Source organism: Paraburkholderia sp. BCC1884 (genome assembly GCF_900996225.1).
GTDB lineage: Bacteria > Pseudomonadota > Gammaproteobacteria > Burkholderiales > Burkholderiaceae > Paraburkholderia.
On record NZ_CAAJGL010000156.1, the window covers coordinates 101,556 to 125,998 of the forward strand.

Below are 24,443 nucleotides of genomic sequence, written 5' to 3' on the forward strand. Positions count from 1 at the left end.
CGAACCTGCTACGACGAAGCCGCGTTGGCCGACGCCGCTGCGGACGCAGCAGCGGGTTCCGAGGTGGCGGGCTGTGCGGCGGCGTCGCTCGCCGCTGCGCTGGCCGACTCACTGGCCGCCGCACTCGCCGCCGCCGCCTTCGGCGCGGCCGCCTTGATCTTCGCGCCGTCGTTCAGACGGTCGGTGCCGTCCGTGACCACCTGGTTGCCCTGCGCGAGACCGCTGAGTATGACCGTGTTCCTGCCGTCGCTCGGGCCGAGTTTGACCTTGTGGACGGAGACGGTGCTGTTCGCATTGACCAGATAGACGAAGTCACCCGGCGCGCCGGTTTGCACGGCGGCGGTCGGCACCAGCACGGCGTTCTGCAGGGTATCGACCAGCAACTTGACGTTGACGAACTCGTTGGGGAAAAGCGCCTCGTCGTCGTTCGCGAAAGTGGCGCGCAAGGTTACCGTGCCGGTTGCCGTGGCCATCTGATTGCTGACGGCGTACAGCGTGCCGGTCGCGACCTCGTGGGCGTTGTCGCTGGAATAGGCGGTGACCGGCAAGCTCGCGCCGCCGTTCAGGCGCTGCACGATGGAGGCGAGCGAATCCTGTGGCACAGTGAACTGCACCGTCGTCGGCTTGATAGTGGTGATGACCACGATCCCCGTCGACGACGATGCCGTCACGTAGTTGCCCGGATCGACGAGGCGCAGGCCGACCTTGCCGGAAACCGGCGCGGTGATGCGGCAATAGGTCAGATCGAGGTCGTACTGGGCGATGGTGGCGAGGTCGGATTTGACCGCGGCTTCGTCCTGCTGCACGAGAAACTGCTGATCGGCGAAAGTCTGCTGGGCGATCGACTTGCGCTCGTTCAACTCCGTGTAACGGGCGAGATCGGCGTGCGCCTGAGCCAGCGTCGCGCGGTCTTTGGCAAGCGTTGCCTCGGCCTGCTGCTTGCTGATCTGATACTGACGCGGATCGATCTGCGCGAGGAACTGGCCCTTCTGCACTTCCTGGCCTTCGTGATAGCCGACCGCCGTGAGGTAGCCGCTCAACTGCGGCAGCACGGTCACGGTAGCCGTGGGCGTCACCGTGCCGAGCTCGCTCAGCGTGACCGGCATCGAGCCGAGCGTGGCGCTCGCCACGGTAACGACGATCGGTGCGACGTCGCGCGTCGGCTTCTTGCGGGTCAACAGGTGGACCACGACGAGCGCGACCAGCGCGAGCACGACAACCACGAACAGGATGAGCCCGCGTCGGGACCGCTTCGGTTGCGTGGACACGGCTTCGCTCATAGGTATCTCCGAAAACAGTTGCTGCCGTTGAGGATCAGGCGGGGAGTCATTCTCTGCCGGAATGGTGGGAACATGCCACGGTTCTCGTGCCTTGTCACAACTCTACGGACATTGGATGGGGCGTCAGCTAATCGCAAGCCAGGCGCTCACGCAAAGTGCATGCCGCCAGGCGGGTGCCTGGCCAGCTATGACCTGAGGATTGGGTCCGCGGCGATGAACGCGTTTCGTAAACGCCGGTAATGTTCTATCAAGGTATCCCGGCGGCATAACGCATGCGGCGAGTCGCCGATTGCTACGAGGGCCTTGCTGACAGAGCGCGGGTCGTTCATGTTCGCCTTGGTGGAAGCGGGGGCACAGCGATTTGGATTCGGCATCGCATCAATGTACCAGGGCCGGGCGAGGCTTGAGTTACGAGCGTGATACATGTCGGGTTGTGAAAGACTACGCGAGGGTTGTTCGGTGCGGATGAGGCGCCGGCGACCGCTTGAGGATGATGGTTTTTTCGGCCATCAGGCGCGACTTGCACACGCGCTCAATGAAAGCGAATTGAAATACTCAGCGTGTCGCTGGCGGTTTAGAGGCAAACCTTGAAACAGCCGGATTGCACTTCAAAGATCGCTGCTGAGCGTAAGCGTCGCGATCAATCCGGGGTGATTGTCGGCAAAGTCGAGCGACCCCCGATGCAGGGTCGCCACGGCTTTGACCAGCGCGAGGCCCAGGCCGACACCCGGCGTTCCACGACTGGTGTCGCCGCGATAGAAGCGTTCCGTCACCTTCGGCTTTTCCGCATCGGGAATGCCGGGGCCGTCGTCAGCCACCGAGATCAGGATGCGCTCTGGCGCACGCGTTGCGACGATCCTGATGTCGCCGCCATCGCGTGCGAACTTGAGTGCGTTGTCGATCAGATTGCCGATCGCCTGCGCCAGCAGAAGCGGATCGGCAACGACCGCCAGATCGCCCGAGCACGCCAACGACAGGCTCACGCAGCGCAACTCCGCCACCGGCTGATAGAACTCCACCGCGTCGGACAGCAGACTCGCGAGATCGCTCGGCACGAAGCCCGAGCGGCGCACGCCCACGTCGATTTCGGCCAGCCGCAGCAGCGCGTTGAAAATGCGGATCACGCGATCGACGTCCGTCATCGCCCCTTCGAGTTCCGGCAAGGTGTCCCGATTGCCCTGCCGCCTCAAGGTCAGGATCAGCGCCTCCAGCCGCGAGCGCAGTTCGGTGAGCGGCGTGCGCAAATCGTGGGCGATCGAGTTCGAGACGTTGCGCACGCTATTGATCATTTCGATCAAGGCCTCCTCGGCCTGCTTGCGTGTCTTCACCTCCCGCTGCAACTGAACGTTCTGCGCTTCCTGAAGTTTTTGCAGAGCGCGCAGCTTCAAATGCGTATTCACGCGTGCCGCCACTTCCTCCATCTGCAAAGGCTTGGTGATGTAGTCCACCGCGCCCGCGCGAAACCCCGTGATTTTCTCGTCGGTTTGCGTCAGCGACGTCATGAAGATCACGGGAATATCGCGGGTCTTCTCCATCGCCTTCAGCCTGCGGCAGGTTTCGAAACCGTCGAGGCCGGGCATCATCACATCGAGAAGAATCAGGTCGGGCTCCGCGAGCTCGGCGCGCCGTAACGCTTCTTCGCCGTCGCGCGCGATCGCCACGCGCAGATTCTTGCCCTCCAGGCATTCGACCACGAGGCCGAGATTGGCGGGTGTGTCGTCTACGACGAGAACGATCGGCGTAGTGGTATCGAACGGTTGCACTGTGCTCACGCGTCTTGGCCCAGATATTTTTCGATCATGGCCAGCAGCGCTTGAGATTCGTAAGCAGCCGCAAGCCGGCGTAACTGCGCCGCGAAGGCATCGTAGCGAACGTCCAGACCGGCGAGGTAGTCCGCGTAATGCACGATGTCGCGCATCGATCCAAGCAGCGCAATGCGCCGCAAGGCCTCCAGTTCCCCGTGCGGAGGAACGGTCAACGGCTCTTCCACGGTTGCTGTCGCCACGCGTGTCGTCCAGGTCAGCGCCAGTAGCGCGGCTATTTCATTCAACAACTGATCGAGATCTAGCGGCTTCTCCAGAAACACGTTCGCTCCTGCGCCGAGATTCGCCTGGGCATTGGCATACGAGGCATCCGCCGACACGGCGATGACAGGAATAGGCCGCAGCGCGTGCGTCGAGCGGATATGCGTGAGCATCTCCAGGCCACCCATGACCGGCATGACGGTGTCGAGCAGGATCAGATCAGGTGGCGACGCCAGTGCGCGGGCCAGTGCATCGCGGCCGTTGCCGCTCTCCGAGACGAGGAACCCGCAGCGCTGCAAGGTATCCACGATCAGCGCGCGATTGGCGGCCACGTCGTCGATCACCAGCACGTGACGTTGCTCGCCTTCATAACCCGTGATTTCGAGGCGCGGGCTGAAGCCCGCCACTTCCGCGTGCGAAACCGGGGCATCGAGTTCGAACCAGAAGGTGCTGCCGCGTCCCACCGTGCTCGTGACGTGAATGTCGCTGCCCATCATGCGCACCAGTTGACGGCTGATGGCAAGCCCAAGACCGGCACCCCCGGTGCGGCGCGTGAAATCGCCAGCCTGCTCGAACGGTTGAAAGATGGCGTCGAGACGGTCGGGACTCACACCGACGCCGGTGTCGCGGATTTCGAAGCGCAGGCGCCCATCGGCGACTACGCTGACGACGAAGCTGACTTCGCCCTGGTCGGTGAACTTGACCGCATTGGCGAGCAGATTCAACAGGACTTGCCGAAGGCGCTTTTCGTCGACCCGTATCACTTTCGACAGATTCGCCGCCGCTTCATAGTTCAGCACCAGGCGCTTCTGATCGGCCCGCACGCTGACCATTTCCGCGATCACGCGCAGGAATGGTCCGAGCGGCACATCCGTCAGGTTGAGTTCGAGCTTGCCGGCCTCGATTCGCGCGAAGTCGAGGATGTCGTTGATCAGCAGAAGCAGATGCTCGCCGCTCTGTTCGATCACGCCCAGACTCGCCAGCTGGCGCTCGGTCATCGTGCCGTCGCGCCGCAGAATCTGCGCGTAGCCGAGGATGCCGTTCAACGGCGTACGCAGTTCATGGCTCACGTTCGCAAGAAACTGGTCTTTCGCGCGATTCGCGGATTCGGCGGCATCCTTGGCAACGCGTACGGTGTGCTCGAGCGCCTTGCGCCCCGAGATGTCCTGGAGAATCGCGATGGCGTGCACGGGCAAGCCGCTGGAGTCACGCTGCAACGCGACCGAGACGCTCACCCACACACGCGAGCCGTCGCGCTTCAACAAGGGTTTTTCCTCCGAGTAGTGCGTGAGCCGACCCTCGGCCAGCATGCGCAGATTTTCCTCGCTCGACGCCCGAAAGGCGGGGTCGGTAATGTCCTGAAAGCGTTTAAGCAACAGGTTCTCGCGCTCGTAGCCGACGATCTCGCAAGAGCGCTGATTCAGTCGCAGGAAATGGCCTTGCAGATCGCAATGTGCGACGCCCACCGCGGCGTTCTCGAACGTGCCGCGAAAACGCTCTTCGCTAAGACGAAGCGCCTGCTCGGTCAGTTTCAGCTCCGTGATATCGACCAGGCTGCCCACGAACCGCACCGGTTTGCCGCTCGCATCGCGTCGCGCGAGACCTCGCACGAGTACCCAGCGAACGCTGCCGTCGCGATGGCACAGGCGATTCTCGATTTCGAATGCCTCGGAGATCGTCGCGAGGTAATTGCGCATGGCGACTTCCGTGCGCTCGCGGTCGTCGGGATGCAAGACGCTCATATAGGCGTTGAAGTCGAGCATGGAGGTCGAGCGCGTGTAGCCGAGCCACTCCCAGATGTTCGAGAAACGGGCAAAACCACTGCGGTAATCGCCATCCGGCATGTCGATTTCCCACACGCCCACATTGGAGCCGTGCATGGCCATTTCGAGCCGGACATTGGTCTCACGAAGGATCTCTGCTTCTTCGGCGCGGCGTCTTTGCGTGACGTCGCGGAACACGAGCACGACGCCCTGGATCTCACCGCGCTCGTCGACGATCGGCGAGCCGCTATCGTCGATGGCAATTTCCCGGCCGTCGCGCGACAGCAGCACGGTGTGATTCGCCAGTCCGACGATCGTGCCGGCGCTCAACACGGCGGTCACGGGGTCTTCCACCGCCGCGCGAGTCGTCTCGTTGACGACCCGGAACACTTCGGCGAGCGGCCGCCCCATGGCGTTCTCGCGCGACCAGCCGGTGAGATTCTCGGCGACGGGATTCATGAAACTGATGCGCGAGTTGCGGTCGGTCGCGATCACCGCGTCGCCGATACTCGAGAGCGTAACCGCATAGCGCTGCTCGCTTTCGCGCAGGCGCCGCTCGGCACCGTGCTTGTACAAAGCCATTTCGACGACGGTGCGCAGCTGGGTGTCGTCGAACGGTTTGAGGACATAGCCGAACGGCTCGGCCAGGGTGGCCCGCCGCACCGTGTCCTCGTCCGCATACGCGGTCAGGAACACCACCGGCAAATTGCATTGCTCGCGCAACAACCTGGCGGTGTCGATCCCGTCGAGTTCGCCTTCGAGACGGATGTCCATGAGCACGAGGTCGGGCGACGTGTCTCTTGCCAACGGCAGCGCGTCTTCGCCGCGCGCCGTGATGCCCACCACCGTATGGCCCACGCGTCCCATCTGCTGGGCGATGTCGCGGGCCACCACCCGGTCGTCTTCGACAATGAGAATTCTCGCCGACGCCATGGCTCAGCGTCCGTTCGCGTTGAATGTGATGCTGCAGATCGTGCCGCCCATGTTGCTCAATTCCAGCGTTCCGTGCAGTTGGTGCGTCAGGTCGTGGACCAGTTGCAAGCCGAGTGAATCGGATTCCTTCAGCGAGAAGGCCGGCGCGATGCCGATGCCGTCGTCGGCCACGGTGAGCTTGCAGCGATCTTCATCGACCAGACCGAGTTCAATGCGCACGCAACCGCTCCGGCCTGCCGGGAAAGCGTGCTTCAACGCATTGGACACCAGCTCGTTGATGATGAGGCCACACGATACCGCACGGTTCATGTCGAGCTGCAACTCGTCCACCTCGATCTGCAATTCGACGGCCATATGACCGGTGTCGTAAGCGCGTGCAAGGTGGCCGCACAGGTTGCGCACATGCGTGGCCATCGCGATGCGCGCGAAGTTGCCGGCGCGGTAGAGGTTCTCGTGCACGAGAGCCATCGAGCGCACGCGGTTGCGGCTGTCGGCGAACAACTCGGCGACCGCCTTGTCGGTGACCCGGGCAGCCTGCAGGTTGAGCAGGCTGCTGATGAGTTGCAGATTGTTTTTTACCCGATGATGCACTTCATGCAGGAGCGCCTCTTTCTCTTCGAGCAGCGCTTCCTTTTCTTCGAGCGAAGCGTTTTCGAGTGAGATCGCTGCCTGCGACGCGAGCAATTCGAGCACCGCGATACGCGGCGGCGTGAATGCGCCCGGTGCGAGGTCGTTCTCCAGGTACAGCACACCGATCAGCTTGCCCTGCTTGGCCAAAGGCAAACACAACACCGCGCGCACGCGGCTCGATCTGAAATATTCGTCGGTGGAGAACGGATGAGGCAAGGAAGCGTCGTCGAGCAACACACGCTGCCTGGTGCGCATGCTGTAGTGAAGAATCGACGTGGGCAGGTGCTGGGACGTCACCGTTTCGCTTTGCACGCGGACATCGACACCACGGCTCGCCAGTGCTTCGGCTTCGATCCACAACGCTTCGCCACGCGGCAATACGAGCAAAGCGCGGCCCGCGCCGGCATGTTCGAGCACGATGGTCATCAGCGTCCGAATCAATTTCTCGAAGGCGATTTCGCCAGAAATCGCTTGCGAGGCTCGCACCACGGTCTCGACGTCGAACTGCTCCGCCGCGATGCCGCGGGTGGCGCCGTAATTTGCCGGTTCGGAGACCAGGTTCGGATAGCGGCGATCCAGTTGCTGAACCTTGGCTATCGCACCCCAACGTAAATACGCAAGCCGCGCATTGCCGAAATAAGCGTGCGAGATAGTCGTGAAGCCGCGCGCCAGGTAAAACGTCGCGCCGATTTCGTTCGCCAGAGCTTCGACTAGCGAAAACTCGTGTTCACGAGCCAGACGGATCGCGTTCTCGTACTCGCCCATGGCGTCGAAATGATTGCCCTCGATGCGCGCAATCTCGCCGGCGATCAGCGCCGCGCGACATCCAAAGTTGCTCGGGCAATGCTCGGCCCAGAGCGCCACTTTCGCGTGATGCTCGACCAGGGCTTCTAAATGCCGGGGCCGCTCGTTTTCTTCAGCGTCGTCGTATTGACGTGCCCGCGCGAGCGCCGCATAAAAATGATATTCGGCGATTTCGAAGTGGCCCGACGAGGTCCACAGCAAAGGCGCGGCTTTCGCCGCCGCGGCCATCGCGTCCGCTATATTCCCCGCAAAATAACGGGCTTGCAGCTTGCGAATCCAGTACCAGCAGGCAGCAATGGCGAGGCACGGGTCGGCTTCGAGATGGGCCTCGAACGTGGTCTCGTCGAAAGTTTCGTCGTTGAAGGACGCCGGCGAAGGATTCAGGCCGCGCAGACTTCGAATCAACTGCAACTGCGAACTGATGATATCCACGATCAGACCGAATTTGGCCGCCTGGACGACGCCGAGGCGCTGATGCGCCTCGCGCTCGACATCGGCCAGCGGTTCGCTCGCCGCCAGCAAACCGGTGACGAGACAGCAACTGCTGAAACCCGTATAGGTCAGGTCGCCGCTTTCGGTCGCCGCCTCGAACGCGCGGCGCAACAGCGGGAGGCCGGTGCGAATCGGCTTGGTCCAAGGCGTGACGTGGTACGCAAAGCACATGTACACGCGCGGCTTGAAGCGCTGCAAACCGCGTTCGTCGACGAGGCGCAGGCCCAGCTTCCCGAAGCTATAACCCGCTTCGTAGTCTCCGAACACGGGACCCGCCACCATGCCGAGGTACGAATACCCAATCGACGAGGCGTCGCTGTTGCCGTGTTCGAGACTCAGATTCGCCATCCGGCACAGGACGAGGCAAACCAGATTTTCATCGCTGAAAAACGCCGGCGGAAGGACGGCGGTGAGCACATCGAGGGTCGCACGCCGGTCGGTGTCGGTGAGCAGCGGCAGATCGATCAGGGATTCGATCGGCGCCGTGCCGATCTGCTGAAGGAGCCGGTCGTACTCGACGCGCGCCTGGTCGCGAGTGGGATGCGGCTCCCAATCGATCCCGACGCCACGCAGATACTCGAGGCAGATCTCCACCGCGCGGTCGCTCTGGTCCAGCGCGGTAAACAGCGTGACGCGCAGCCATGTGACCGCTGCGCGGTCCGGCAGCGTGGCCGCACGCCGGGATAAGGCGGCCAGACGCTCCTTGGCCGAATCGGTTTCGCCCGTGAGGAACTCGCATTCCGCGAGACTGCTTTCGAGCGCAAACTTCAGGGGGTAGTGCCGGTCCCAGGCATCGCGGCCCTCCAGCATCGCGCTGCCGATCGACAGATAGGTCGAAGCAGAAACATAGGCGGACGACGTCTTCGCGCGCCGCCCCGCAATCAGATTGAACTCGACGACCCGTTCGCGCTCGGCGGGATCGTCGATGAGACTCAACGCGCGGTTGTACTGGTTGACGACCTCGAAGATATCCTGCTCGAGAACGGCGGCGCTCACATTCCCCGCAAACATCCGGCCGATGCGCAAATGTGCGTGCGCGCGTTCGTCGACGGGAATGAGCGCATAGGCCGCTTCCTGCACCCGGTCGTGCAAAAACGCGTAGCCGTGCTCGCGCCGAAACACGAGCCCCGCCTCCACCGCCGCGGCCAGCGCGGCATGGATCTCCTGCTCGGAGACACCCGCGACGCGCGCGAGCATGGCCGTCGCCGCGACGTTGCCAAAACAGGCGAACTGTTTCAGCGCGCCCTGTGCTGCCGGCGACACCCGTTCGATCTTGCCGACCATCAAATCGACGACGCTGTCGGAGAAGCGCGTCTGGCGCAGCGATTCAACGTCCCAATCCCAGGCGCGACGCAAAGGATCGAAGGCCAGGTGATGCTCGTCGGCGAGCATCTTCAGAAATTGCACCGTGAAAAAAGGATTGCCGCCGGCCTTCTCGAAGATCAAGGCAGCGAGTGGCTGAACGTCCGCCTGGTCGGCGCGGAGTGCCTCAGCGATCAGACGCGCTACGTCCGCGAGATGCAGCGGCGTCAGCACGATGTCCTCGACGGGCGTCCCCGCTGCGCGAATCGACGCGACCGCGCGCGCGAGCGGATGCGCCTGGCCCACCTCGTTGTCGCGATACGCGCCGATGAGCAGCAGATTTTTCAGGCGCGGCTCGGCAAGCAGATTGTCGAGCAGACTGAGCGTGCCGGCATCCAGCCATTGCAGGTCGTCGAGGAACAGCACCAGTGGATGATCGGCATGCGCAAACGCGCCGATGAAACGCGCGAAGACCCTCTGAAAACGGACCTGAGCGTCCTGCGCGGACAGCTCGGGTACGCTCGGCTGCACCCCGATGATGTTTTCCAGCGCGGGGATCAGGTTGACGATCAACTGACCGTTCGCGCCAACCGCCTCGCCGAGCCGCTTGCGCCAGCGCGCGACCTCCGCGTCGCCCTGCTCCAGAATCTGGCGAATCAGACTGTGAAACGCCTGACCCAGAGTGGCATACGGAATATCGCGTTTGTACTGATCGAACTTGCCGGCGGCGAAGCGCGCGCCCGAGGTCGCGAGCTTTTTCTGCAACTCATTGACCAGCGACGATTTGCCGATGCCGGAGTAGCCCGACACGAGGACGAGCTCGGCTCGCCCTTGCCTCGTCAAGCGCTCGAAAGCCGCATGCAGCGTTGCCGTTTCCGCCTCCCGGCCATAGAGCCGCTCCGGAACCAGCAACCGCTCGGCCGCGTCGCGCGTGCCGAGTGCGAACGGTTCGATGCGCCCGGTTTGCTGCCATGCCTCGACACAGCGCAGCAGATCGTCCTCCAGACCGCGCGCGGTCTGGTAGCGATCCTCGGCGGTCTTCGCGAGCAGCCGCATGACGATCGCGCCGACCTGGGGCGGCACCGTGCTCACCACCTCGTTCAACGGAATCGGCGTTCTGGCGATATGGCTGTGAATCCATTCGACCGGCGAATTCGCGCGATAGGGCGAGCCACCGGCAAACATCTCGTACAGCGTGAGGCCGAGCGAATAAAGATCGGTGCGCGAGTCGACCGGGCGATTGATGCGCCCGGTCTGCTCCGGCGCCAGATAAGGCAGCGCGCCCGCCGTCCTGTCGGGCAGCGAACCGGGCGCCCGTTCGCTCGTCTCACGCGAAGCGAATCCGAAACCGGTCAAGGCGACGCCATCGGTATCGGGATCCACCAGAATATTGACGGGCCGGATGTCCTTGTGGATCAGACCGCGCCCGTGCAGGTCGGCGATCGCGCCGGCGAGATTTCTCGCGACGCTCAATGCCCGATCGAATGGCAAGGACCCCATCGGAATCGACGAAAGCGAAATGCCGCGGGGATCTTCGAGTATCAATGCCGTGCTGCCGCGGTGCTCGATCAAGGCGTGCGGCCGAGCGATCAGCGGCCCCTCCAGCAAACCTCGCAATTCATAGGCGCGTTCGAGCCGTGCCTGACTATCGGCGGCCGGCTGCAGGGCCGATGAGGTAACGGCGAGCCACGTCTGGGCGTGATCGCGCCGTTCGATTCTGGACAATACGAACTCGCCGTCGTCGCAGAGCGTTTCAAATTCGAAGTCTGATAATTCGATCATGCTGCAGCCCCGCCGCCGCGTTTGCGCTAGTCGTTCACCGACAACATGTAGCCAGCATTGCGTACCGTCTTCAACAAGGAACGCTCGAAGCCCGCGTCGATCTTGTGGCGTAGCTTGCTGACGTGGACGTCGATCACATTGGTTTGCGGATCGAAGTGATAGTCCCAGATGTTTTCCAGCAGCATGGTGCGTGTAACGACCTGATCCTTGTGGCGCATCAGGTATTCAAGCAGCTTGAATTCGCGCGGCTTCAACGCGATCGGCTTGCCCGCGCGCATGACCTTGCGGGAAAGCAGGTCGATGCAGAGATCGTCCACTTTCAGCGTGGTCTCGGCGTAGTTTTCATGCGAGCGGCGAGTCAAGGCGTCGAGCCGGGCCAGCACCTCGCCGAACGCGAATGGCTTGACCACGTAGTCGTCGCCGCCGGCCTTCAGCCCGCGAATGCGCTCGTCGACCTCGTCTAGCGCGCTCACGATGAGGATCGGGACTTTGTTGCCCGTTGCCCGCAATGCCGCGATGATGCCGAGCCCGTCGATCCCGCCGGGCAGCATGCGATCCATGATGATGGCGTCATAGGTCTCGCTGGCGGCGAGAAACATGCCGTCGCGACCGTTGTCCGCGGAATCGATGACATGCCCCTCTTCTGCCAGGCCTTTTTTCAGAAACCCGGCAACCTGTTCGTTATCTTCGACGAGCAAGATTTTCATTGGAATTCCGCGCACTCGGGCTCAGGTATCGGCGAGATCCGAATACCGCCGCGATCGTCGTTCATGCTTTTCTCCGCAGCTCAGCAACGCTCAAGACTTCAATGCCAGCCCGGACCGACCGTGGGATGACAGAGCCATCCGCATGCTGTCGGCCGGACGGCGCGCTCCCGGCTAATCCACCGATTATCCGGGAAAATCGGCGACATACGAATTTGCGCGCTCATTAAATTTTTTTAATTTTTGCCCCGAATACCCCTGGCTATATTTCCGGGTCGATATGGCGGCCTTGCATTCGCGGCCGCGGCGCTGAGCAGGTTGAAAACATTGCGTTAACTTTCCTTAATGATTCCCTAATCGTGGGGATATTCCGCCAATTCTAGAATCACTGCCAATCAAACGGGAAATGTCACCGTGACACGGCAGACGCCCAGCATGGACACACTCAATCCCAAGCGGAACCGCCATGATCAAGATCGGCAGAGTCGACGTGTCGCTGGAACTACGCAAGCTGTTTCTGAACGGCCAGCCGATGCGTCTCGGCACGCGGGCCTTCGATATCCTCGAAGTGCTGATCGAGGCGAGCGGCCAGCTCGTCACCAAAGAAGATCTGTTCAGCGCGGTCTGGCCCGACACGATCGTCGAAGAGAGCAATCTGCAAGTTCACATTTCCGCGCTCCGAAAATTGCTCGGACCGGACAAGGATCTCATCAAGACCATCCCGGGTCGCGGATACTGCCTGATCCGCGGCCGCCAGTCCGAGCAGGCAACGTCCCCGCTGTGGAGTGAAGCGAACCCGCCGGAATCCGGTCTCGCGCCGAATCCCTTTCCCCTGTGTTGCGCCCCGTTGATCGGCCGGCAGCAGGCGCTGGAGGACGTCAGAGGCGCGATCGACGTGTCGCCCCTGGTGACGCTGGTCGGCACCGGCGGCATCGGCAAGACGCAACTCGCCCTGGAGGCAGCGCGTTCGATCGCTTCCAGGTTCGCCGAGGTGCGCTATGTCGACCTCTCTGCGATCGAACATCCGGACTCGATACTGAGCACGATCTACGACGGGCTCGCCCACCCGCCCGAGGGTGGCGCGTCGCTGCGGGCGCGCAGGCAGCTGGTCGTACTCGACAACTGCGAGCACGTGATTCACGAAGCCGCCTCGCTGTGCGAACGGCTGATTCAGTCCAACCCCGACATCAAGATCGTCGCGACGAGCCGCGAGCCGCTGCGCGCCAGTTTCGAGCGCATTTACCGCGTCCTGCTACTGGAAGTCCCTCGGCAAGCGGCAGATCACGAGGAAGTCTTGCGCTGCAGCGCCGTGCAAATGTTCATTTCACGCGCACGGGCGCGTGAGCCCGACTTCCTGGCAGATGGGGAAAGCCTGGATCTGATCGGCGTGATCTGCCGACGACTGGACGGCCTGCCGCTGGCACTGGAACTGGCGGCGGCCCGCGTGACCACCCTGGGTATCGGCGAACTCGTCACGCAACTCGACAATCGTTTTTTCGTGTTGACCGGCGGCTTGCGTACCGCGCCGGCGCGCCAGCGAAGCCTGAAGGCTACGCTCGACTGGAGTTATCAGCTTCTCTGCAGCCGGGAGCGCATAGTGCTGCGGCGCATCAGCGTATTCCACGAGCGTTTTCGGCTCGGCGAGGCATGTCGGATTGCCGCCCGCGACGGCCTCACCGAAGATGACGTGATCGAAGCGATCGCGGGCCTCGCCTCGAAGTCGCTACTCACGGTGGGAGCGTGCGGTTCCGCTATGAGCTACGCCCTGCTCGAAAACGTACGGGCCTACGCATTGCAGATGCTCGACGAAGCCAGCGGCAGCGACATGACGGTCAACAGGCACGGACCCGGCGCCGGCGCCGGGGGCCGCAGCATGGCGGGGGCGCAGACCGATACCACCGTGCCCGACGATCAGCAGATGAGCCTGGCGATACCGGACGGTTGATCGACAAAATGGGCAACGTGGCCCACCGGCTCAACGCTCGCCATTCTTGCGCCCGATGGCAAGTTCGATTGAATCGAGCAGCACTTCTTCAGCGAACGGCTTTCGAAGAAAACTCACCGCGCCGTGTTGCATGGCCCGCTCGACCGTCTCACCGTCGCCGTGCGCCGACATGAACACAACGGGGATCGCCCGATGCTCCGCATTCAATTGCCGTTGCACATCGAGGCCTTGCATGCCGCGCATCCGGATGTCGAGCAACACGCACAGCGCATCGTCGATCTCGGGCGAAGCAAGAAACTCTTCGCCCGAAGAAAAGGTCATGGTTGTGTAACCCACGGCCTTGAGAAGGTTGCCGACGCCACTTCTTACCGAGGCGTCATCGTCGACGATGCACACAAAACTCATAGCTGCCATTACTCCAATTGCGCCGGCCACTTAACAGAGAAAAAAATCCGGCGCGATATTTACTGCGTCCGCAGACTCATCGCGTTCGACGAATCAACTCCCACATCTTCGCCAGTTCGATCAGCGTTTTGGCCTGCATCTTGCTCATTACGCGACGCTTGTGAACTTTCACGGTCACTTCCTGCGTGCCCAGTTCATGGGCGATCTGCTTGATCATCTTGCCTTCCACCGCCAGCTCGCCCACTTCCATTTCGCGCGGCGTGAGCAAGGCAGCGCGCCGCACCACCGCCGCGTTGAACTCGCGCTCGGCGAGGTTGGCTTTGTCCTGCGCGAGCGCTCGGCTGACGGCGGCGAGCAGTTCTTCGTCGTCGGACGGCTTGGTCAGGAATTCCTGCGCACCTGCCTTGATTGCCCGCACCGACATCGGGATGGAGCCATGACCGGTCAGGAAAATGATCGGCACCTGCACCCCTTTCTGCGCCAACTGATCCTGTACGGCAAAACCATTCGTGGATTGCAGGTTCATGTCGAGCACGATACACATCGGCACATTGGGCAATTCCTGGGACAACACTTCCGCCGGCGACGCGAACCCCTGCGCCTCGAAACCGGCTGAACGCAGCAGACGCACAAGCGCATGACGCACGCTTTCTTCATCGTCAATCACATACACCATCGGTTCGATTTCCGAAGGACCGGGCATTGCAGTTTCCAGAAAAAATGGGGAGTCTTGGGTGCCGTCATGGTACCTGATGCCCACCTCTGGATTCTCGTTCCAGCCCGTAATCCACGCCTTTTCTTATTGGGAAGCGAACGCTTCGACTGCCGTCTGGGCGGCGAGTCCGGCGAGCCTGAAAGTGCGTCCAGGCCCGGCTTGCCCCGACGCATCCAGGACAGCCTTTCTCGCCAGGACCTCGTCGGCGTCGTCCGACTCGTAAAGCCTGCGCAAGGCGTATTCCCGGCATGTCTCCAGCAGAAAATACTCCTTCGTCCTGCTATCGCAGGTCGTCATGATGAAGGACTTGGACGCCAGCCCGACGATCGCCTCGGTGACCTCGTTGCGCGACAACTGATCCGAGGTGGCGACCGCGCACACCGCCTCGAGCGAGAAGCGCGTGGGGAAAACACCTAGCCTGTGCAGCACCGTTTTTTCCGACTCGTTGAGAAGCGCATAGCCCCAGTCGAGCGACGCCTCCAGGGTCTGCTGACGGCGCGGCGCGGTACGGCGCCCGCCGGTCAAAAACTGGAACCGGTCGTCGAGTTCCGAGACCAGCTTGCGGATGCCGAAGACCGCGGCGCGCGCGGCCGCCAGTTCGATGGCAAGCGGCACGCCGTCGAGGCGGCGGCAGATCGTCGCGATCATGTCGAGGCCGGCACGATCGATGGTGGCCGTGGCATTCAGCGCGTTGAGCTGGTCAAGGAACAACTCGACCGAGCCGCAGGCGAGAATCTCCTGCGAGCCGGCACCCGCTGCGGGGACGTCGAGCGCGTTGACCCAGTACGATTTTTCGCCGCGGGTTCGCAGCGGTTCGCGGCTGGTGACCAGGATCCGCAGCTCCGCGCTCGCCTGCAGCAGCGCATCGCAGACGGTCGCCGCGGACTCGATCACGTGCTCGCAATTGTCCAGCAGAACGAGCAGCTTGCGCCCGTGGATCGCCGCAGCGATGGACCTGAGTTCGACGTCGCTCGTGCCTTCGCCACGCGTGACACCCAACGCGTCGGCCACGGCGCCGACAATGCTTTGCTCGCGCGCGACCGATGCCAGGGTGATAAAGCACACTTGCATACCGGACGCATTCGCAATCGAACGCGCGATCGCAATGCCGAGTTGCGTTTTGCCGATGCCGCCCGGGCCGAGAAGCGTGACGATGGAGGTGTCGTCCAACGCCCGCGCAACTTCGGCAATCGTGTCGTCACGCCCGATCAGCGGCGCGTGGCACACCGGCAAGCCATTCGGGCCGCCGCCAGCATACGGAACAGGCGCGGGCGCCCGCGCGACGACCGGCGTACCAGCGGCCGATGTACCGGCTGCAGGCGTATCGGCTGCAAGCATCGCGGCCGGATCGACCGACTCGGGCGCCAAGGTCAGCCGGTAGCCACGTCCGGAAATCGTGCGAATGGCCTGCGCGCCGTCACCGAAAATCTTGCGCAACGCGGACAGCTGCACGTGGATATTGTTTTCTCCAACCACCGAATCAGGCCAGACATGGCGGAAGATCTCGTCCTTCGTCACCGTCTTGCCCCCGGCTCCGATCAGCAGTTCGAGAATGCCGAACGCGCGCGACCCAAGCTGGAGCAACTGTCCGCCCTCGTACACCTCGCGCATCTCCAGCGACACTGTGATTCGACCGATCTTTATCATGCTGGACTCACGCCTGGTTGATTAGCGGGACGGGCGAGTTCATCGACTTCGCGCCCTGTTCACTAACGCAGCCAGTACGAGGCTAGCGTCTAACAGGCATGGTAGAGGGGAACGTCATCTGAAACTATTATCCATAGGGATACGTCGATCATCGCTTCGGCAAGCGGCGGGCGCGACCGCATGAGCCCCCGTCCGGCGTGGCGGGGCAGGCGCATCACACTTTGGTATGAAACCGTCATGCCGGCGGATGGTCGACCGCCCGCGTGCAAATCGGCAATCGAACGTGCAACGGCGAAAGCTCCTTTCTCCCAAGACCGCGATACTGTCTTCGACAATCCGTTTTGCAGGTGTCCCATGGTCGATCAAACGCACTCGCCTGAAGCGCGTCACAATGCTGTTCTTGCCGACCCGAGGATCTGGCGCTGGTATGCCGATCTGATGGGGAATCGCCGACTCGTTTGCGAGCATGACGGCGCCAGCTGGATCGTCGCCGTGGACGGCCGACTGCTCGCGGCCGAAAGCGCCTTCGAGTCGGCAGTGCTCGCCGCCTACGCCATGACGCGTGCGCTCGTCGCACTCGATCCGACGCGCACGGTCTGACGCCGCGCGGCGCGCGGCAGCTGCGTCGCGGCAGCTACTCTTCTTCCGGATACACGCCGGCGGACACCAGGCAAACGAACGCGGTCGCCTTCAACACGCACTCCACCGAAGACAGCAGAAATCCCAGCGGAAACACGCGAAATTCCGCCGGCAGCGCAAACGCCACCGCCATCAGGCCGATCGTGCAAAGAAAGCCGTAGGCCACCCGCGCAACGCGACTGCCCGCCAGGGCGAAACACACGAGCGCGATCCACAGCAGTTTGCCGAGGATGCAGGCCGCCATTTCCCGAGGCGTCCGGCTGATCCAGATCTCGAAGGGCAACTCGCACGCCGACCAGATGGCGGTCGCGACGATCACCCGGCGCGTCCATGGCCCGAGTGCCGTCTCACTGGGCGCGGCAAACTCCGGCGCGTCCCATTCCGCGCGTTCGAGCGTGCGGACCACTTGAGCGTCGGACAAAAAGCCCAGATCGCTGTTGCCCACGTTACGCAGTGAGTCGTCGAGATATCGCATGATGCTCCTCCAGATGTCGCCGCAAGGTGGTTGCGGTGGCCGCGGCCAGGCCGTTCCAGAGTTCCAGACGCGCGGCCGGGTTGAACGCATTATTCGGCGCGCGGCCGCGCCGGTCTTTTCAGATCGCCGCCGGGGTTTAGAAAACGCACGGTGCGATCGAGCGTCTGCGCAACCCGCGACGCGGACCGCCCATGCCGAGATCGACGTGCGAATATGAAACGGACGGGCTTTTGAACAACTGACGTCCTACGCAGCACGCCATGCTTCGCCATGCCCTCAACAAATTGGTGGGAAATGGACATGGCTAAAGAAAAAGTAATCCGGATCTACAGCGAACCCGCAGGTGGCTGGGGCGCGCTCAAGGCAACCGGCGAAGCGCTCGCATTACAGGGCATCACCGTCTCCGGCGCGAAGACCCTGTTGCGGATGAACCAGCCGGACGGCTTCGATTGCCCCGGCTGCGCGTGGCCCGATGCGAAGCACACCTCGTCGTTCGAATTCTGCGAGAACGGGGCCAAAGCCGTCGCGTGGGAAGCCACCGTCAATCGCTGCACGCCGGAATTCTTCGCCGCGCATAGCGTCACGGAGTTGACCGCCTGGGACGACTACGATCTGGAGATGGTGGGCCGCCTGACCCATCCGATGGCCTACGACGCCGCCTCCGATCGTTACCTGCCGATCGCCTGGGACGACGCGTTCGCGCTCGTCGCAAAACATCTGAACGATCTCGACCACCCCGATCAGGCGGACTTCTATACCTCGGGACGCGCCTCCAACGAGGCGGCCTTTCTCTACCAGATCTTCGTACGCGAATTCGGCACCAACAACTTCCCCGACTGCTCGAACATGTGTCACGAGGCGACCAGTGTCGGTCTGCCCGAATCGATTGGCGTCGGCAAGGGCACGGTGCTGCTGGAGGACTTCGAGCACGCCGACGCGATCTTCATCTTCGGCCAGAATCCGGGCACCAACAGCCCGCGCATGATGAGCGATCTGCACAGCGCCTCCCGGCGCGGCGCGAAGATCGTCTCGTTCAATCCGTTCCGCGAACGGGCGCTGGAGCGCTTCGCCTCGCCGCAAAATCCGCTGGAAATGGCGACGCTCGGCTTCACGCAGATCAGTACGTTTTTCTATCAGCTGCGGGTGGGCGGCGACGTCGCCGTGCTCAAGGGCATGATGAAAGCCCTGATCGAGGCCGACGACGCCGCGCTCGCCGCCGACCAACCCCGCATCCTCGATACCGGGTTCATCGAAGGACACACGCACGGCCTGGACGATCTGCTCGCCGATCTGCGCGCCACCCAATGGGATGCGATCGTCAGCCAGAGCGGCTTGTCGCGCGACGAGATCCAGAACGCCGCCAATATCTATATGCAGGCGAAAAGCGTAATCCTCGTGTACGGCATGGGGCTCACGCAGCATCATCGCGGCACCGAGACAGTTCAGCAGGTCGCCAATCTCGCCCTGCTGCGCGGCAATGTCGGCCGGCCCGGCGCGGGCGTGTGCCCGGTGCGCGGCCATTCGAACGTACAGGGCAATCGCACGGTCGGGATCACGGAGAAACCTTCGGCGGCGCTGATCGACGGCATTGAACGGGCCTTCGGTTTCCGGCCGCCCGCCGCGCACGGCCATGACGTGATCGCCTCGATCGATTCGATGATGCGCGGCGACGCCAGGGTCTTCATGGGGCTCGGGGGCAATTTTGCCGCGGCCGTGCCGGACTGGGTCCGCGTGCAAGCCGCCATGCGCAAGCTGGACCTGACGGTCTACATCGCCACCAAACTCAATCGCAGCCACCTCGTGCACGGCAAGCAGGCGTTGATCCTGCCCTGCCTGGGCCGCACCGAGATCGATATCCAGGCCGACGGCCCGCAGTCGATCACGGTCGAAGATTCGATGTCGATGGTGCATGCATCGGGTGGCCGCAACGAGCCGGCCTCGCCGCATCTGAAGAGCGAACCGGCGATCGTCGCCGGCATTGCGCGTGCGACCATGGGTCCCGGCTCGCACGTCGATTGGGAGCATCTCGTCGCGAGCTACGACCGCATCCGCAACAAGATCGAAATCGTCTATCCGATCTTCCAGGCCTACAACCAGCGCATTCGCGTGCCGGGTGGCTTCCATCTCGCTTCGAGCGCGCGGGAGCGGGTCTGGGCGACGGCCACCGGCCGCGCCAATTTTCTCGTCTTCAAGGGCCTCGACGAAGATCCGGTACAGAACGATCCCGACGCGCTATGGCTCACCACCATGCGCAGTCACGATCAGTACAACACCACCCTCTATTCGCATTCGGACCGCTATCGCGGCGTGTTTGGCCAACGCGACGTGGTCTTCATGAACTCGCACGAGTTGCAGAAGCGCAACCTGCATGCAGGCGACCGCGTCGATATCTACGCGTTGTCGAACGATGGTATCGAGCGCGTGATTCGCCACTTCAAGGTGGTCGAGTACGTGCTGCCCGACGGATGCTGCGGTGCCTATTACCCGGAGGCGAATCCGCTGATTCCGCTCTATGCCTTCGATCAGAAAAGCCGTACCCCCTCCTACAAGTCCGTCCCGGTCAGGATCGTGCCGGCCGCGACGGGTGACGCCGACTCCCTGCAACAATCGGCCAGGCTCGCTCCTGCGGGGGTTTCACATGCAGCTCACTAACGTGCTCGATCTGTCTCGCGCCCAGTTCGCGATGACGGCTATTTTTCACATCTTATGGCCGATTCTCACGATCAGTTTGTCTGCCTTCCTCGTGCTGGTCGAGGCGCTGTGGCTGCGCACCGGTAATCACGCTTATTACCGGCAGGCGCGCTTCTGGGGCAAGCTGCTGGTGCTCAACTTCGCCGTGGGCGTGGTGAGCGGCATTCCGATGGAGTTCCAGTTCGGCACCAACTGGGCGGGCTTTTCCCGCTATAGCGGCCAGTTCTTCGGCAACATCCTCGGCTTCGAAGGCGCGATGGCCTTCATGCTCGAGGCGGGGTTCATCGGCGTGATGATGCTGGGCTGGGGACGCGTGCCGCGCGGCGTGCATCTGTTTGCGACCTCGATGGTCGCGCTCGGCTCGAGCATCTCCGCATTCTGGATCATGGTCGCCAATTCGTGGATGCAGACGCCGGCGGGTGTGACGGTCGAGAACGGCAAGATCGTCGTCACCGACTACGCCGCCGCCATTTTCAATCCCGACATGGTCTGGGGCGTCACGCACATGTGGCTCGCGGCGATCGAGACCGGCATGTTCGTGATCGCCGGCATTTCGGCCTGGAATCTGTTCAGGCGCCGCAACGTCGAATTCTTCGCGCACTCGTTCAGGATCGTGCTGCTGATTCTGGTGTTCGTCGCACCGATCCAGATCTGGCTCGGCGATTCGAGCGGCGGCAGCGTGTTCAGGACACAACCCGCCAAGGGCGCGGCGATCGAAGGGCATTGGGTCACCAATGCGCCGGGCACGGCTGCTTCGTGGTCGCTGCTCGCGTGGCCGAACCAGAAGACCCAGAGCAACGACTGGTCACTCGAAGTGCCGGGCATGTTGAGTATGCTCGCCACCCACACGCTGCATGGCGAGGTCAAAGGGCTCAAGGATTTCGCCCCCGCCGACCAGCCGCCGATGCTGCCACTGCTCTATTACGCGTTCCGCGTGATGGCCGGCATCGGCTTCCTGTTCATGGTGCTGGCCCTCTGGAGCGCATACGTGTTCCGCAAGACGCGCGGCAATCTGGAACAGCTGCTCGCGCAACGCAAGCTGCTACTGGCCTGGGTGCTGTGCATTCCACTGCCCTATGTCGCCGTCGAGGCGGGCTGGATCGTGCGCGAAGTCGGACGCCAGCCCTGGGTCGTCTATGGCCTGCTGCGCACCCGGGACGCGGTCTCGACGGTTGCGGCGTCGTCGGTGACCCTGAGCATGGCCATGTTCTTCGCTTTCTACGTGGTGCTGCTGATCACCTTCTTCGTGCTTGCCCGCAACTGGCTACGTGCCGGTCCCGACCCGAGTCCGACGCCGCCTTCGACGATCGAGGCGGACGTCGCTGCTACTGTCACCGAGTACTAAACCATTCCCTCTGCGAGGCTATTTCATGAACAGTTCGACTCACACGATGCTCGCCTTCACCTGGTTCGGCGTCATCGGTCTCATGCTGGTGTTCTACGTCATCACCGACGGTTTCGATCTCGGCATCGGCATTTTGAGCCTGCTACGCAAGCGCCGCGAAGATCACGACGTGATGGTGCAAACGATCGGCTCCGTCTGGGACGCCAACGAAACCTGGCTCGTGGTGCTGGGCGGCGCCCTCTTCGGCGCGTTTCCCGATGCTTATGCGCTGCTTCTGGAGGATCTCTATCTGCCGATCATGCTGCTGATCGCGGGGCTCATCATGCGGGGCGCGGCGATCGAGTTCCGTCACAGCGTGAGCCACGGCCCGCTATGGGACAAGGTATTCGGTGTCGGCAGTCTGGTGGCGGCGATCGCCCAGGGCATCGTGCTCGGCAAGGTCATCACCGGACTGATGCCTGGCGCTCTGAGCGACGTGTTCGTCGCGGTCTCGGCGGTCGGTGTCGTGGCGGGTTATTCGTTGCTCGGCTCGACTTATCTGGTCAAGAAAACTGCCGGGACAATCGAACAATGGTCGCGCCGGCTCGCGTTGCTGAGCGCGCTCGTGACCGTTGCGGCGGCGGTCATTCTGAGCGCTGCCACCTGGTTCGTCAGCGAGGTGGGACACGACCGCTGGAGCCAGCCCGGCGTCTTCCATCTGCTGATGGCGCTCGGTCTTGCAGCGGCGCTGGCGTTTGCGTTCATCGCGGCCTCGCTCTATCTGGGCAGCTCGCGCGGCCCGTTTCGCGGCGCCGTGGCGCTGTTCGTGCTGTCGTTCGCAGGCCTCGCGATCAGCCTCTTTCCCGACTTCGTGCCGGGCAAGCTCGGCATCGTGGAAGCGGCATCCGATTCGTCGACACTCGTCTTCATGCTGATCGGCATCGGCTTCCTCTTGCCGGTGATGATCGGCTACAACCTCTATCAGTACTACATCTTCCGCGGCAAGGTGCTGACCGGCTCTCACGCCGGGGAATGAATCCCTGCGCAAAAGGGCGGTGGTGATATCAGGCAACGCTGCCCCTATCACCACCGCCCGTCATTCAAGCTACGACAACGACGCTCCGGTCACATCCCGACGGCGTTGTTGAGCACGCTGCCGAGAATCATCGCGCCGACATTCAGCGGCGCGGGCCGGCAAGGACGCGGCTTGTAGATCGCGTCGCCGCGTTTGATCGATTGTCCGCTCAAGGCGCACACACCCGTTACGCGTGCCCGGCTCGCATGCCAGACCTGATCGCCATAGGAGCAGTGCGTCGGGTCGCGCCATGCCACCGTCGCAGTGGACTGCGTGGGCCGGTCGATCACGCGGACCTGAACCTCGAAGCGTTGTCCCATGACCGGTAAATGGCAACCCCAAGGCTCCTTGCGCGCGATGGCCGCCTCGACGGCGTGGTTACCGACCTCCGCGTCGCCGGACAATACGGATAGCAAACCAAGCGTCCGCAACCACGGATCGGTGAAATGCGCTTTCTCCAGCATGGTGACACTCCTGTTTCAGGTACTCCGGTTGATCAACGGGCGGCGTCATAGCCGTCGCCGGCGATTGCCTCGAGAGCGTGCAACGCGTACGGCATGTAGAGATGGCCGGGCGCATCGCCTGCTCGATTCATCGGCAGCCATTCGTCGCGCGCTACGCCGACGTCGGACTGCCGCAGGAAAACTGCACTGACTTTCAGAAACTCGCCAACCTGGCTAGCGATCGACATTCGCTTTCATCCTCCAGCAATACGGGGTTTCGCCAACGAGGCGTTTGAACACGGTTGTAAAGTGAGCCTGGGAGCGAAAGCCGCAGCTCAGCGCCACATCGAGCACGTTGTGTCGCGACTCGAGCAGGAGCTGCTGGGCGTGGTCGATCCGCCGGCGTAAAAGGTATTCGTGCGGGCGCATGCCGGTTGCGCGACGGAATTGCGACGCGAAGTGCATCCGCGTCAATCCCGTGCTATTGGCGATGTCGGCAAGCCCGATCGATTCGGACAGGTGCGCGTCGATATAGTCGATCGCGCGACTGAGCCGCCACGAAGGCAAGGCACTCGCTTCACGCGCTTTGCGCTCCGTCACCGTGAAGTGCCGAGCAATCACGCGCGACACGATCGCGAGACTCACGCTGTCGGTGAAGACCTTGCCGAGCGTGGCGTCGTCGGACTGCGAGACGGCCAGCGCCTGGCCCAACCGTTCGAGTGCGGGATCGCGCACGAGCTTCGGATCGTCGATACGGATGTCGCCCGTGTGCGAGCGGCCGAAAGTGTCCTCGAAGCATTCGCCCATGACCTGCTGCGAGACGAACAGATGCAACACGTCCGCCGCGGACTCGAACACCGCGCTGCACGGCACGCTCGGCGCGGTGATCTGAATCGCACCTGCCGTGACGCGTCCGCGAACCAGGGTGCGCCCGGCATGCGCGAAGCTGAGCGACGTGCACTTGAGGTTCATCGCGATGCAATGATGCGCGGTGTTGCCGGGGTTGATGACTTCGAGAGACCCGCCGTCGTTGCGTATCCACCGCGACACGAGGATGTTGCTACGCTGAGATGCGGCGGCGTGCCCCTCGTGACTCGGGTCGCGCCATGCATGCTCCATGCCGATCGAGCTCACGCGACTTCTATGGATAACGTCGAGGGCGGGTTCGGGAGACGAAGAGAACGAACTGATCATGATCGGTCTTCCTGAATGAGTGATGTGACGGTGCGGCTTTGAACAGGCACCGCGATGACTCCAAGGTAACGCACCGCAAACACGTCAACTAGCCCTACATACGGTTGCCTGGAATGACCAATGGTTCGATCCACTCATATGCAGGTTTAGTCTCGCAGAGCGACGCGCAGGCAGTA

Annotated in this window: 17 protein-coding genes; 5 read left to right on the forward strand and 12 right to left on the reverse strand. The window is 62.8% G+C overall.

The window, feature by feature from the left end; all coding sequences use genetic code 11:
• Nucleotides 1–8: 8 nt before the first annotated feature.
• The 5 genes from FQ705_RS32960 to FQ705_RS32980 form a co-directional block, all read right to left on the reverse strand.
• Complete coding sequence (locus FQ705_RS32960) at nt 9–1,280, reverse strand: efflux RND transporter periplasmic adaptor subunit (protein ID WP_144149097.1); 1,272 nt, start codon at nt 1,278–1,280, stop codon at nt 9–11.
• Nucleotides 1,281–1,888: 608 nt separating this feature from the next.
• The gene (locus FQ705_RS32965; protein WP_260854701.1) at nt 1,889–3,052 is read right to left on the reverse strand and encodes a hybrid sensor histidine kinase/response regulator; all 1,164 of its coding nucleotides are present in this window, start codon (nt 3,050–3,052) and stop codon (nt 1,889–1,891) included.
• On the reverse strand, nt 3,049–6,000 hold the full coding sequence (locus FQ705_RS32970; RefSeq protein ID WP_144149099.1) for a PAS domain S-box protein: 2,952 nt from the start codon (nt 5,998–6,000) through the stop codon (nt 3,049–3,051). Before FQ705_RS32970 ends, FQ705_RS32965 begins: the two co-directional genes overlap by 4 nt.
• A 3-nt stretch (nt 6,001–6,003) precedes the next feature.
• Entirely contained in the window at nt 6,004–11,010 is a 5,007-nt protein-coding gene (locus FQ705_RS32975) for an AAA family ATPase (RefSeq protein WP_144149101.1), read from the reverse strand.
• A gap of 26 nt (nt 11,011–11,036) precedes the next feature.
• On the reverse strand, nt 11,037–11,717 hold the full coding sequence (locus FQ705_RS32980) for a response regulator transcription factor (RefSeq protein ID WP_144149103.1): 681 nt from the start codon (nt 11,715–11,717) through the stop codon (nt 11,037–11,039).
• A gap of 463 nt (nt 11,718–12,180) precedes the next feature.
• Here FQ705_RS32980 and FQ705_RS32985 point away from each other — a divergent pair, with 463 nt between their 5' ends.
• Complete coding sequence (locus FQ705_RS32985) at nt 12,181–13,659, forward strand: ATP-binding protein (protein WP_144149105.1); 1,479 nt, start codon at nt 12,181–12,183, stop codon at nt 13,657–13,659.
• 30 nt (nt 13,660–13,689) lie between these two features.
• Here the strand turns inward: FQ705_RS32985 and FQ705_RS32990 are convergent, their stop codons facing one another.
• The 3 genes from FQ705_RS32990 to FQ705_RS33000 form a co-directional block, all read right to left on the reverse strand.
• Nucleotides 13,690–14,064 carry a response regulator transcription factor gene (locus FQ705_RS32990; RefSeq protein ID WP_144149107.1) on the reverse strand — a complete coding sequence of 125 codons (375 nt, stop codon included), beginning with the start codon at nt 14,062–14,064 and terminating at the stop codon, nt 13,690–13,692.
• Between the two features lie 76 nt (nt 14,065–14,140).
• A complete protein-coding gene (locus FQ705_RS32995; protein ID WP_260854702.1) occupies nt 14,141–14,767 on the reverse strand; it encodes a response regulator transcription factor in 627 nt (208 codons plus the stop codon).
• 96 nt (nt 14,768–14,863) lie between these two features.
• Nucleotides 14,864–16,426: a winged helix-turn-helix domain-containing protein gene (locus FQ705_RS33000; RefSeq protein WP_144149109.1), complete on the reverse strand. Its 1,563-nt coding sequence runs from the start codon at nt 16,424–16,426 to the stop codon at nt 14,864–14,866.
• Between the two features lie 354 nt (nt 16,427–16,780).
• On the opposite strand from FQ705_RS33000, the gene FQ705_RS33005 reads away from it, so the two are divergent.
• Complete coding sequence (locus FQ705_RS33005; RefSeq protein ID WP_144149111.1) at nt 16,781–17,026, forward strand: hypothetical protein; 246 nt, start codon at nt 16,781–16,783, stop codon at nt 17,024–17,026.
• A gap of 34 nt (nt 17,027–17,060) precedes the next feature.
• Here FQ705_RS33005 and FQ705_RS33010 read toward each other — a convergent pair whose 3' ends face one another.
• Nucleotides 17,061–17,540 carry a hypothetical protein gene (locus FQ705_RS33010; RefSeq protein WP_144149113.1) on the reverse strand — a complete coding sequence of 160 codons (480 nt, stop codon included), beginning with the start codon at nt 17,538–17,540 and terminating at the stop codon, nt 17,061–17,063.
• A gap of 300 nt (nt 17,541–17,840) precedes the next feature.
• Here FQ705_RS33010 and FQ705_RS33015 point away from each other — a divergent pair, with 300 nt between their 5' ends.
• From FQ705_RS33015 to FQ705_RS33025, 3 genes are read left to right on the forward strand one after another with little or no spacing between them, the layout of a single operon-like run.
• Nucleotides 17,841–20,192, forward strand: a complete 2,352-nt coding sequence (locus tag FQ705_RS33015; protein WP_144149115.1) for an FdhF/YdeP family oxidoreductase — start codon at nt 17,841–17,843, stop codon at nt 20,190–20,192.
• Nucleotides 20,179–21,576 (forward strand): cytochrome ubiquinol oxidase subunit I, encoded by a 1,398-nt coding sequence (locus tag FQ705_RS33020; RefSeq protein WP_144149117.1) that lies wholly within the window; start codon nt 20,179–20,181, stop codon nt 21,574–21,576. The genes FQ705_RS33015 and FQ705_RS33020 overlap by 14 nt, the downstream gene beginning before the upstream one ends.
• Nucleotides 21,577–21,601: 25 nt before the next feature.
• Entirely contained in the window at nt 21,602–22,591 is a 990-nt protein-coding gene (locus FQ705_RS33025; protein ID WP_144149119.1) for a cytochrome d ubiquinol oxidase subunit II, read from the forward strand.
• 89 nt (nt 22,592–22,680) lie between these two features.
• Here the strand turns inward: FQ705_RS33025 and FQ705_RS33030 are convergent, their stop codons facing one another.
• From FQ705_RS33030 to FQ705_RS33040, 3 genes are read right to left on the reverse strand one after another with little or no spacing between them, the layout of a single operon-like run.
• A complete protein-coding gene (locus tag FQ705_RS33030; RefSeq protein ID WP_144149121.1) occupies nt 22,681–23,094 on the reverse strand; it encodes a DUF3331 domain-containing protein in 414 nt (137 codons plus the stop codon).
• Between the two features lie 32 nt (nt 23,095–23,126).
• Complete coding sequence (locus FQ705_RS33035; protein ID WP_144149123.1) at nt 23,127–23,321, reverse strand: hypothetical protein; 195 nt, start codon at nt 23,319–23,321, stop codon at nt 23,127–23,129.
• A complete protein-coding gene (locus tag FQ705_RS33040) occupies nt 23,308–24,267 on the reverse strand; it encodes a helix-turn-helix domain-containing protein (RefSeq protein ID WP_144149125.1) in 960 nt (319 codons plus the stop codon). The genes FQ705_RS33035 and FQ705_RS33040 overlap by 14 nt, the downstream gene beginning before the upstream one ends.
• Nucleotides 24,268–24,443 lie beyond the last annotated feature (176 nt).